The organism is Ferviditalea candida (assembly GCF_035282765.1).
GTDB lineage: Bacteria > Bacillota > Bacilli > Paenibacillales > KCTC-25726 > Ferviditalea > Ferviditalea candida.
In genome coordinates this window covers 1-10,986 of record NZ_JAYJLD010000063.1, presented here as the reverse complement: position 1 = coordinate 10,986, position 10,986 = coordinate 1, and the positions used below count along the sequence as shown (strand labels likewise).

At 42.0% G+C, this 10,986-nt stretch carries 12 protein-coding genes; all 12 read left to right on the top strand.

Features of this window, described 5'->3' with window-relative positions; all coding sequences use genetic code 11:
• The first annotated feature begins 121 nt into the window (after nucleotides 1–121).
• Nucleotides 122–481 (top strand): four helix bundle protein, encoded by a 360-nt coding sequence (locus tag VF724_RS20585; protein WP_371756106.1) that lies wholly within the window; start codon nucleotides 122–124, stop codon nucleotides 479–481.
• Nucleotides 482–842: 361 nt separating this feature from the next.
• Nucleotides 843–1,061: a phage integrase N-terminal SAM-like domain-containing protein gene (locus VF724_RS20580; protein WP_371756105.1), complete on the top strand. Its 219-nt coding sequence runs from the start codon at nucleotides 843–845 to the stop codon at nucleotides 1,059–1,061.
• Between the two features lie 37 nt (nucleotides 1,062–1,098).
• Nucleotides 1,099–1,944 (top strand): TnsA endonuclease C-terminal domain-containing protein, encoded by an 846-nt coding sequence (locus VF724_RS20575; protein WP_371756104.1) that lies wholly within the window; start codon nucleotides 1,099–1,101, stop codon nucleotides 1,942–1,944.
• Nucleotides 1,928–4,081 carry a TnsB C-terminal domain-containing protein gene (locus VF724_RS20570; RefSeq protein WP_371756103.1) on the top strand — a complete coding sequence of 718 codons (2,154 nt, stop codon included), beginning with the start codon at nucleotides 1,928–1,930 and terminating at the stop codon, nucleotides 4,079–4,081. The genes VF724_RS20575 and VF724_RS20570 overlap by 17 nt, the downstream gene beginning before the upstream one ends.
• On the top strand, nucleotides 4,065–5,693 hold the full coding sequence (locus VF724_RS20565) for an ATP-binding protein (RefSeq protein ID WP_371756102.1): 1,629 nt from the start codon (nucleotides 4,065–4,067) through the stop codon (nucleotides 5,691–5,693). The genes VF724_RS20570 and VF724_RS20565 overlap by 17 nt, the downstream gene beginning before the upstream one ends.
• Nucleotides 5,690–7,534, top strand: coding sequence for a TnsD family Tn7-like transposition protein (locus VF724_RS20560; protein ID WP_371756101.1), 1,845 nt, complete (start codon nucleotides 5,690–5,692; stop codon nucleotides 7,532–7,534). The genes VF724_RS20565 and VF724_RS20560 overlap by 4 nt, the downstream gene beginning before the upstream one ends.
• 99 nt (nucleotides 7,535–7,633) lie before the next feature.
• Nucleotides 7,634–7,849, top strand: a complete 216-nt coding sequence (locus VF724_RS20555; RefSeq protein WP_371756100.1) for a DUF4250 family protein — start codon at nucleotides 7,634–7,636, stop codon at nucleotides 7,847–7,849.
• Nucleotides 7,850–8,163: 314 nt separating this feature from the next.
• Nucleotides 8,164–8,799 (top strand): hypothetical protein, encoded by a 636-nt coding sequence (locus VF724_RS20550; RefSeq protein WP_371756099.1) that lies wholly within the window; start codon nucleotides 8,164–8,166, stop codon nucleotides 8,797–8,799.
• A gap of 221 nt (nucleotides 8,800–9,020) precedes the next feature.
• Nucleotides 9,021–9,710, top strand: coding sequence for a hypothetical protein (locus VF724_RS20545; protein ID WP_371756098.1), 690 nt, complete (start codon nucleotides 9,021–9,023; stop codon nucleotides 9,708–9,710).
• Entirely contained in the window at nucleotides 9,674–10,129 is a 456-nt protein-coding gene (locus VF724_RS20540; RefSeq protein WP_371756097.1) for a toxin-antitoxin system TumE family protein, read from the top strand. The genes VF724_RS20545 and VF724_RS20540 overlap by 37 nt, the downstream gene beginning before the upstream one ends.
• A gap of 11 nt (nucleotides 10,130–10,140) precedes the next feature.
• Entirely contained in the window at nucleotides 10,141–10,461 is a 321-nt protein-coding gene (locus VF724_RS20535; protein ID WP_371756096.1) for a hypothetical protein, read from the top strand.
• Nucleotides 10,462–10,585: 124 nt separating this feature from the next.
• The coding region (locus tag VF724_RS20530; protein ID WP_371756095.1) for a basic helix-loop-helix domain-containing protein at nucleotides 10,586–10,986 on the top strand (401 nt) is incomplete at its 3' end.

Sequence of the window (10,986 nt, the reverse complement as noted above, 5' to 3'; positions counted from 1 at the left end):
GGATTAGGCTATTGTCGGGTACATTTTCGGTTTGGCTCCGCCAAACCGAATGGCGAATCCATGGCTATTTCCCGCCATATAATGAAGCGGCGAACAGCAGGTTCGGGATTTTCGAAGGCTAATGGTATATCAAAAAGCTATGGAATGGATCGGGCAAATCAGGGAGATCGTTAAGGCGTGGAAGTGGGAGGATAGGCAGATAGTCGGCAATCAGATTTTGAGGGCTTCGACATCTGTGGCCGCCAATATTTCAGAATCGAACTCGCAATTATATTTGCAGAAGGAGATCAACTTCATCAACAATGCACTTGGATCGGCTGGAGAGAGCCAGATGTGGTTAGAGGAAGCCCATAACGCAAAACTGATTGACCAGCAAATGTTCGAGCGATTGGATAACGAAGCGGTTGAAATCAGGAAAATGCTTGTTGCCATGATACGAAAAATCAAATTGGAAATAGGTGAAAACAAGAGGGCAGGTTAGGGAAGCCTCATGAAAATCGGCTTATAAAGTTATGTCACCAGTTTTTTCAAAACTAAATCGACGAAAAGATGGGTTTTAGGAGTCGAAATGAAGGAAACTGATAGCATAACTAACAGTTTTGAATACAGGTTATATACCGAGCAAAAAAAATGCCTTGTCATGCGGTGGGCTAATCACTATAATAGATTATTGAACCAAGTCTACATGAACATAAAGTGCTTTTTGCTCGTAGAAACGTTTTTGCTTTCAAAAAAAAGCAATCACGTTCACTATTGGCAAAAGGCACTTTTTTTATTGACTGAAAGGCAATGAGTAATGATTGGTGTTAGGAAGAAAAACTTTTGGAAAGCGAGGGAATGGAATGATCGACAAATTTGAGAAAGCCCTGTTAGCAGAAGGAAAAAGCGTGCTGACGATTCAGGCGTATATCAACGATATTCGGCAATTCTTTAATTGGTTAAAGGATTCCCTGGGTTTTGAATCTGACTCGATTACCGAAACCGATGTACGGGAATTTCGACAATATTTGAATTTGCAAAAGAAACTTAAACCGACCAGTATTAATCGATTGCAAATTTGATCAGATGATATGGCTGGGTTAATGGGGGGCGATGATTTTGGCAGGGAGAAGCCAGCAGTGGAAGGACTCCACATTAAAGAGATTTTTGGATGAAGGAAGAGGACAGGGTGAAGAAGATTATAAGCCTTGGCTCAAAGTCTCGGACATTCCCTCAAAAGGAAGGGTGACGCGGCTTTATTCCAGGAAGCTTAATCGAACCATTCACCTGCTCACTGACTCGCAAACAAGGTACTTTTACCTTCTGGAATTTGATGATCGTGTGGTTTCCGTTAAGGAGCAATATCCGCTGTTAAATATTGCAGATATCATGGATCAACTTGACGAATCATTGGTGAAAAGATTGAAAAATCGGGATGGCACCCCGCATGTTCTTGTTACGACATTTCTGATAACTGCCAAGGACGAAAAAGGGCAACTTCGCACATATGCACGGTCTATAAAAGATCGGACTGAGTTGGAGAAAAAAGATACGTTGGAACGCCTGGAGATACAGCGGCGGTACTACGAAAGCCTGAAAATGGAATATGCAATCGTGACTTCCGAAGAGATTCCGTATCAGCGATCACGAAATATTGAGTGGGTTCTTCCTGCCTTATATATCGAAGATGCTGGTTTGACAGAACAAGAAGTTAAGTATTACAGCACATATATAATGGAAGCTTTACGTTCAAAAAGGGAGCCTGTAAGGGGAATATTGGATGCATTTGAACGCGAAACGAAACGGGAAAAGGGTTTGGGGTTATTCTTGTTTCGCTATCTCATTGCGAGTAAGCAAATCGAAATCAATTTGGATCAAGAAATCAATATAATCCATACACCTGAGCAAATGGAAGTCGTTGTCAGGAAAAGCACGGGAGTTGGTCGAGATGTACGTAGCGGTTAACACCTTGTTTCGACATCGAGAAGATCCAACAAAAATTGAACGAATTGTTTGGCTTGATGAAAGCAATCAAGCAAGCTTTATTGCCGATATAAATCGAAACTACTATCCAACCTATATGTCACTCCTGGAGATATTCGAAGGTCTGAATTGTGGCACATATATAATAGAAGAAACTGATCCGTGGGTGCGGATTATTGATGAAGAATCAATATCAAGATCGGAAAAAGATGCCTGGGATCGGGCTTGGAAAGTGATGCAATGGATGATTCAGAATCGGTTCGAACCGAGCATCTTTATTCCAGAACAGCGGTCACAAATAATTAAGCAGGCATCGCAGGTTTTTGGTTTATCGGAGATAGTGATCAGTAAATACGTAAAGAGATACTATGCCAGGGGTTTATCGAGATATGCTTTGCTCCCCGATCTGTCAAACTGTGGAGGCAGAGGGAAACGACGCGGGGATGGACAGGGGAGCAAGAGGGGGCGTAAACGGAAAACCCCCTCCATTTACTGCGAAATGAATATCAATGAAGAGGTCAAACATATTTTTAGGCGGTCATTGGACAAGCATTATTATCAAAAGAATCGTCCTTCTCTTCGCTATACTTACGAACAGATGATACGGGAGAATTTTGCTACTGCATGTCGAATGGAAGACGGTGTAAAGATTCCTGTTATTGAAAACGGTACTGAAATTCCGAGTTTTGGGCAGTTTCGCTATTGGTTCGAGAGCTGGCGGGATGCAAAGAAAGAAGTCATTCTGCGAGACGGAAAGAAAAAATATGAACAACAATATCGTCCCGTCTTGGGTTCGACAAAGCAAGACGTTATGGGACCTGGCTCGCTGTACCAAATAGACAGCACGGTAGGCGACATCTATCTGGTGAGTTCCTACGACCGCACAAAAATAATCGGTCGTCCGACGATCTACTTCATATGCGATGCGTACTCCAGGCTTGTGGTCGGTGTGTATATCGGGCTGGAAAATGCCTCGTGGAGTGGGGCGATGATGGCAATGGAAAATGCTTTTTCCAAATCGAAAGTTGACTTTTGTCGCAATTATGGAATTGATATTCAGGAAGAAGACTGGCCTGGTGGAATCCCGACCGCCATTCTTGCCGACAGAGCTGAATTACTCTCTAATAATAAAGCATTATCGGTCATCGAAAATCTCAATATTGCTGTGAAAAATACCCCCAGTTACCGTCCTGAGCTTAAATCCGTCGTCGAGAAGCAATTCGACCTGATCCAATCGCACATCGCCCCTTTCTTAAAGGGCGGCATTCAGAGCGACTTCCGAGAACGCGGGGCAACCGATTACAGACTGCACAGTACATTGACATTATTTGAGTATTCTCGAATCGTCATTAAGACGGTTCTGTATTTTAACACGCAACATCATATGGCTGGTTATGAACGAGATGCCATGCAAATTGCACAAAATGTTCCGCCCATCCCCATTCGACTTTGGGAATTCGGCATGAAAAATCATTCTGGAAAACTTCGTCATGTACCGCAAGATGTGCTTCGTTTCAACTTAATGCCCCAAGGTCTTGCAGTAGTGACTCAAAGGGGAATCCGCTTCAACGGTATGTATTATGGATCGGAAAACGCCCTCAAGCAGAGGTGGTTTACAAAGGCTCGGTCAAGTGGGCTATGGGAAGTTCCTGTTAATTACGATCCTCGGAACGTTTCGAATATATATTTGCGTCTGAGCCGAACGGAATTCGAAGTTTGCTACTTGTTGGAATCACAATCTCGTTATAAAGATCAGACCTTGGATGATGTGAGTTACTTATTGGAATGGGAACAGAAAGAACACGCGGCATATGAAGAAAAAGAATTAGGGGATCGGATCTCGCTTGCCGCCGAGATTGAATCCATTGTTCAGGACGCCACAAGAAAAACACGTGGTGAACAGACTACTCAATCCAAGACTGCCAGATTAAAAGGAATTCGAACGAATCGGGATGCTGAAAAGCAGAGGAACAGAGAATCAGAAATGTTCGTATTGGGGCGTGAAGAGCCTCAGAATTCAAGGAAGCCAAATGATTCCGAAGAGGACGATTTCATGCTTGATGAAATTCAGTTGTTGAGGAAGAAGCAAAAGGAGGGCTTGCATGGAAACCATGATTAAGCTTTCAAACGGAACATTGGCGGTTGCCGCTCAGTACAAAGAACAGCCAATTTTGGAGTATCAAAATAATCCGCTCATTGAGGCACTCCCGCTTATTTACAACAAAGTTGAAGTTGCCGAGAAGATCGGTAATTATCCCTATATTGGTGAAGAAGAGCGAAATCTTGATGCTTTGTATCGGATGCATCTGGTTCAGCGTATCTTTCAATACTTTCAACCTCTTCCTATACATTTGGAGCTGGAGCAACGGATATCACGAATCTTACGGCAGTCTTATGTGGGGCGGAATCCATTCTCTCCAGAGTATGCTCAATCCTTTCAACAAGGTTGGAGAGATATTGAGCGAGGGGTGTTCCAAAACTATGTACGAAACGCAACGGCATTTGCCATGTCAATCGTAGGAATTTCAGGCATGGGAAAGACGACCTCTGTCAATCGGATCATACGATTAATTCCACAAGTGATTGTCCACTCCAGCTATCAAGGAAAAGAACTGAGCATGATACAAATTCCGTGGATCAAACTGGAAACGCCATTTGACGGGTCATTGAAATCGCTGTCCCTCGATTTTATGGCAAAAGTAGATCAGCTTATAGGCTCCAATTACTTCGGGAAGTACGGGAAAAAATCCCGACTTAGCACAAATGTATTATTGCCACTCATGGGACAAATTGCACGTTCAATCAATTTGGGCGTTCTTATCATAGATGAGATCCAACATCTTACGACATCAAGCAGTGGTGCAGAAAAAGTGCTCAATTACTTTGTGACGCTCGTAAATGAGGTCGGTATCCCAATTATCCTAATATCAACACCGAAAGGGATGGGAATTCTCCAATCGGAATTTCGGCAAGCTCGAAGATCTTCGGGGCAAGGTGATGTAATGATGGATCGCTTGCCAAAAGACGATGCATGGTCTTTGTTTGTGCACGGATTGGGGAGATATCAATGGACAAAACATGTGGTCGAAATTGATGAAGAACTTAGTGCCGCTCTATATGAGACTTCAATGGGGATTGTTGATCTCGCTTGCAAAATTTTCGCGGCAAGCCAGATGAGAAGCATTTCGACAGGCAAAGAAAAATTAACACCGTCACTGATTCGTAAAGTAGCCGACGAACAGTTCAAATTACTCAAGCCGATGATGGAGGCATTGAAATCGGGAAAACTCTCGAAATTAGCGGCATATGAAGATATTGTGATCCCCGACATTTCCGACTTTGTTGCCAAGGAACAAATCAAGGTGGACATTGGCATGCTCATGAGAAAAGAAACTACCTCCCGTATTCAGCAATTATCGAAGTTGAAAGAGGATACGGTTCTTCGGTTAAAGTTTTTAGGGGTTCCTGAAAAGGATGCGGAAAATCTGGTTGAACAGGTCTTGTTGGAAAATCCTGAACAAACCGATGTAAGTTATATTGTGCAAGAAGCATACAAATTACATATTTCCGAAAAACCAAAATGCGAAAAAATGCAACTGGTTAACAGAGGGAATGATTTGAGGGGAATTGTAAAAGCAGGGAAAGAAGAGGGGATGAGTGCGTATGACGCATTAAGACAAGCGGGATACATCAAAGCAGATTATGGTACAGAAAGAAGCGTGGCAGGATGATTCCTAATCTCCCCACGCCCTATGAAGATGAATTACTCTATTCCATTTTGGCACGTTGCCGTATTCGAAACGGCACGTTAAGCCATAAAGCATTCCTTCAGGATGCATTTGGTCATAGCGGGATTTCCGCAAGTGTGTTCCTGCCATCAGGCATCGATAATCTGGTGTCTAATTTGCCGCCAAGCTCAACGATCACATCCGATCAACTGATTTTTCAACACACCATGTTTCCCCTCCTAACAGCCTTCTTGTCACCCAAACAAAGGGAAAAGGTTTATGAAGGAATGAAGGGTTTGGATGGAAAGGGGATTCATACGACTGCTGGAATTATGGCAAGCTCCATTAAGATAAACAGTCGTTTAAGGTTTTGTCGCCAATGCAATCTTATCGACAAGTCGGTGTACGGGGAGTATTACTGGCATCGTATGCATCAGATTCCTGGGCTGGATATCTGCATGAGGCATGAAGAATGGCTCCAGGACAGCAAAGTACCAACCAATCAATTGAACAAGCATGTCTATATCCCGCCCAATGAAGAAAATTGCAAAGTCGATAGCGTTATAACCAAAACACCATTGGCACTGTTGGAGAAATATCGTTTTCTTAGCAAGAACATTGAAAGCCTACTTAACTATACATTTCCCAACCGACCGTTTGAATGGTTTGGGAAGTTTTATGTGAGTAGGCTTCAAAACCGGGGCTATGCCAGTCAAAAAGGCAGGGTGGATCAGCTAAGGCTTGAGCAGGATTTTGTATTGTTTTACGGCAATGAATTTCTTAGTCTTTTACAGTCAGACTTGGCGGGTAATCATCATTGGTTATCGGATATAACCAGATTTCATAGGAAAAGTTTTTCCTTTTTGCGGCATCTGTTGTTAATGAATTTCCTTGATGTCACATTGGAGGAGATCTTCTATCGGAGAGAATCATTCAAACCATTTGGTGATCCCCCTTGGTTATGTCTCAACCCAGCGGCGGAGCATTATCTACAGAAGGCGATCACTGACATAACCTTGACGACCTGTGAAAAAACCAAAAAGATAATCGGTACATTTGCTTGTTCTTGCGGTTTCATTTATACGCGAAAGCTTGGCGACGACCCACTTAATAAATCCAGAGTCAAGGAATTTGGAAAGCTGTGGGAGAGTGAGTGCAAACGATTAGCCGCCGAAGGCTTTGGTTTGCGGGAAATCGGCAGAAGGCTACAGGCTGACCCGATGACGGTGAAGAAATGCCTGGAGAATGGGATGGAGGGGAGTGGAAAGGGACGGGAAAACAAACAGAGTGAGCAAAGAGCGACTGACTGCATGAACTGGCTTCAGCTTCAAGAAGAGCATCCAGAGTTGTCCAAAACGGAATTGCGGAAGTTGAATCCTGGCTTATATGCACGACTGTATAGAAATGACCGAAGCTGGTTAGAGCAAAATTCTCCTGCTTCAAAGATAGTGACCCTAAATCAACGAGTGGATTGGAGCCAAAGAGACAAGGACATTTTGCAGAGGGTTCAAACTGCTGTTGATAAAATCATGAATGCCGCAGGGAAGCCGCGACGATTGACTATGAGCAAAATTGGAGCTTTAAGCGGAGCAAAGGCTCTACTGGAGAAACATTTGGATCGATTACCCGAAACCAAGGCGTATCTTAACCTTGTGACAGAAACGGAAGAGCAGTTTCGTATTCGAAAAATAAATTGGGCAATAAAGGAACTGGGAAGAGATGGTGTAGAACTTTCGGTTTGGAGGGTACTGCGGAAAGCATCTATTCGAACCGAGCATTGCCCGCCTGACATCGAAGAGTTGATAAGGATACAAGACTTTAACTCAATCACTTTATCGTGCTAAAGCTCAGCCTACCTCCGACTTCAAAAAGGTAGCCTCTCAATCGCCCTCTCTATAAAATGATAGCAACAACAAAATGAACGCAGGGAGGGATAAATTCAAATGTATGGACATCAGATATATCAGTATCCGATCAAAAAACGAGTTGAGTTTTTGAACTCAGAATTACGGAAAGGTCAACATAATTCACTGGAGGAGTTAGCGGCGGATATTTTTATTGATATTGAAGATCTGAAAGAAGAGCTGAGGAAAGACGGATATTTCTTTGTACCAGACTTGAATCAGTTTGTAAGGATTGAAATGGGGCAGGCGGGGTAATGAGCCGCCACTTACTTGACGGTTTTATAATTATCAGAATGTGAAGAACGGGGGGAGGGTGAAGGTTCTTATGCCCTTCCCATATCTTTTATTTTCCCCTGTACTGACGCATATAACATAAAAATTCTTTAGAAAACAGGAGGCAGGCTTCTATGCTATGTAGAGCAGGATGAGGCGAACGCCAAGGATAATTGAGCGGCAGGTTTGTTCAATGTCATGGCTGGTTGTAGAGAGGTTGGGGATACCTTAATATTAAGTTGATGTTTGAAAACGCCGACAAAATAATTGCAAAGACTTCTGGAGGTCGAAGAAAAATGGACAACATAAAGAGTAACATTGAGGCGGAGAACACGAGTAACCACGGGTCACAAGAAATAATTGATTACAGTGGCTACGAGCACGTACTGTACATGTATGATACTCCTGAAACGGGGTTATTTGAATCAACTACAATTATTCCAGGTCTTGAATTTGCAAGTATTGAAACACTTAAAAAAGAGTTGAATGAACAATATGGGTTCGTAATATTTGAAGAGGACGAACATGATGAGTTCTTGGAAGGACCAAGACTAAAGGACTCGATTGGGAAAAGTAATCATGATTTGCTTATCTGCAAAGAAGGAGCGTTCGGATGGGATATCTGGAAACACGAATATGATTATTGTGGCGAATTTGATGTACAGAAAACGGTTCGAGTGAAACGTGTTGAAATCTTCGAAGATAGGGTTGCATTCAAAGGAGAGATATTGGGAGTCATCGAAAAGGGACATTATGATGTGGTGAATGAAGAGATAGTAATGATTAATGCAAACGCGAAGATTGAGATGTTAACGATTAGGCAACAATATACTGGTAAACTCATAACTATTCCAAATAGTCCAGGCGTATTCAGGGTCTATGAAAAAGATTTGGCATTGATTGATTGTGTTGATGAGATGAAGCACAAGTAAGGAGCAAGTGTAAAACCGACAAAGGAACTGGCGAAAAACCAGTTCTTTTTTTGTTGGAGCGAGGTAGTGTAATCGCCCCCTGCATCTTTGGTATGCAGACTAAATAAAATTCAATGTCAAACACTAAGCATACTTTCAAGGAAATCTGACTAAACTTTTAATGGGGTTTCAGTTTAGTTGCAGTTTCATGTCATGTCTGATATAATGGGGGTGAAGAGAGGGTGAAATATATGGCAATTTCCCAAGAAGATCGAAAATCATTTGAACAAGTGCTGGAGACTTTGAAAGGAAAGCCTGAAGAAACTGGTGTCGTTTTGAAGGTGTTGTTTACTTTCTTGCAAAAAACAACGCCCTTTAAGGTTGAGCTTCAAAGTGATGTTCGGAACATTCTTGAACAACACGTATACAACCAGAATCATACTGATGTTTTCAAGGAACTGAAAAAATGTTGGAGCATTGTTGCTTCTGTTGCTCAAGAAGAAGAAGTAGGTAGATCCTATTCTACAGGTCAATTAGCACGATTCTTTGGGGTAAGTATTACAACGGTTAATAAATGGATTGCAACGGGAAGATTAGTTGGGATTGAACGTTCCGCTCGTAACAAGCAAGCACGTATATCGGAGAATACAATATGGATATCTCCAACTGGAGAGCAAATTCCCGTCCGAGAAGTTGTCGAGCGATATATTCAAATTCAAGATGTGAAGACATCTCAAATGGACGAACAGGAATATAAGATTGAACGAGTCAAAGAAATCGTCAAGATAATTAACTTCTTTGAAGAACGTTATGGCGGTACGTATCAAAAGGTTGTGGAGCAAAAAGGCGATCCTTATTTGACGGATGATTGGCAGTGGGGACGAGAAGGTAAAGAGTGGCATTATCTCCTGAAAGAAATCGGAGATTTATGATTGGCAATCCAAAAACAAACCTCATTGAGCTTCAAAGGATATTTGGGGAAGCCATACAAACCATTAGGGAAACCGACAGCACGGGTCTAACCAGCTCATTTCTCGTCCAACGAGCGACCATCGTGTTTTTAGACGGTTCCCTGTTGTACATAACAGAATATTTGTCGAAACAACAGTTAATTGAACGATTCAATTATGATTGGATATCACCAGATAAAACAACGGTGCTCGCCAAGTTCCATTCAGAGCCTCATACTGATAAGGATTACCAAACGGATACTGAGCCTTATCACACTCATCCGCCTGAACATGCCAAACTTAATAACGCCAAGAGATATCCTAACTATTTCTACAATGATTTATTTTCAATTGTAGAGGGGATTCATTTCTTCCATTTATTGCCGAAGAAAGGGAAATGAGGAGGGGTTCTATGAAAGTTGTCGGAAAATTCCTGTTTAACTCATTAATGTGGTTATGTGAACAAATTCTTGTAAGCATTTTTGTCGTACCGATGTTCGCTATGATGTACGCTGTTTCTCGTACCCAGTCTGATGTATTTGCCTGGTTGTTGAAAAAAATGTTTTTAAGCTTTCTTACAAGCGGGATCTTTTTGATGATTGTTGATAGCTGTGTGAACGAAAACAAGGAGTTAAACGAGCAGTGGGAAGAGTATAAGCTGAGGCATTCGTCAATCTCCTCGATGTCACTTGATGAGATTAAAGAGAATCTGACCGACTTCAGCTTTGCATAAGTATTAAATAGAAAAATAAGCACTATTCTCCGTTCAAAGTTGGAGATGACGGCTTATTTTTTGTTTTTAATCGCATATTTCTGCGGCAATTCGTTCGGGGATTAAATAATTTGGAGACGATTTTATGCAGGGAAAGTGGACTCATTTGTATGGGGTCGAGTTACTTGAGCCTATCGAGATGGATGTGCAATCAGGGATAGAGCTAACCTCACTTTTTAAAGCAGTGCCGACAAAATATCTGCGACGACTATCGGAAGGCTTTTCTAAAACGGAGAAGGATTCTTTGTTATTGGATATGGTTACATACATAAATGGATTGATATCAGAGAGAACAAATTTAAGCGAAGTTTTCAGAGAAGTTGAAACGATGTCTCCTGAATTCATTGAACACGTTATTAACGTTCTCCGACAGATGATACAGTATGAAAAAAGGAGCCATTCCTGTAATGAAGTAATTTGCCCTTTGAAAACAAAAAGCGCCTCTTGTTATACTGGGAACCGTTCAGCCAAGAACATATCCCATTA

What these genes read in the sequence shown, in the direction of transcription:
- VF724_RS20560 (WP_371756101.1), top strand. Translation starts at nt 5,690, where the DNA reads ATGATTCCTAATCTCCCCACGCCCTATGAAGATGAATTACTCTATTCC.
- VF724_RS20580 (WP_371756105.1), top strand. Translation starts at nt 843, where the DNA reads ATGATCGACAAATTTGAGAAAGCCCTGTTAGCAGAAGGAAAAAGCGTG.
- VF724_RS20565 (WP_371756102.1), top strand. Translation starts at nt 4,065, where the DNA reads ATGGAAACCATGATTAAGCTTTCAAACGGAACATTGGCGGTTGCCGCT.
- VF724_RS20585 (WP_371756106.1), top strand. Translation starts at nt 122, where the DNA reads ATGGTATATCAAAAAGCTATGGAATGGATCGGGCAAATCAGGGAGATC.
- VF724_RS20550 (WP_371756099.1), top strand. Translation starts at nt 8,164, where the DNA reads ATGGACAACATAAAGAGTAACATTGAGGCGGAGAACACGAGTAACCAC.
- VF724_RS20555 (WP_371756100.1), top strand. Translation starts at nt 7,634, where the DNA reads ATGTATGGACATCAGATATATCAGTATCCGATCAAAAAACGAGTTGAG.
- VF724_RS20570 (WP_371756103.1), top strand. Translation starts at nt 1,928, where the DNA reads ATGTACGTAGCGGTTAACACCTTGTTTCGACATCGAGAAGATCCAACA.
- VF724_RS20535 (WP_371756096.1), top strand. Translation starts at nt 10,141, where the DNA reads ATGAAAGTTGTCGGAAAATTCCTGTTTAACTCATTAATGTGGTTATGT.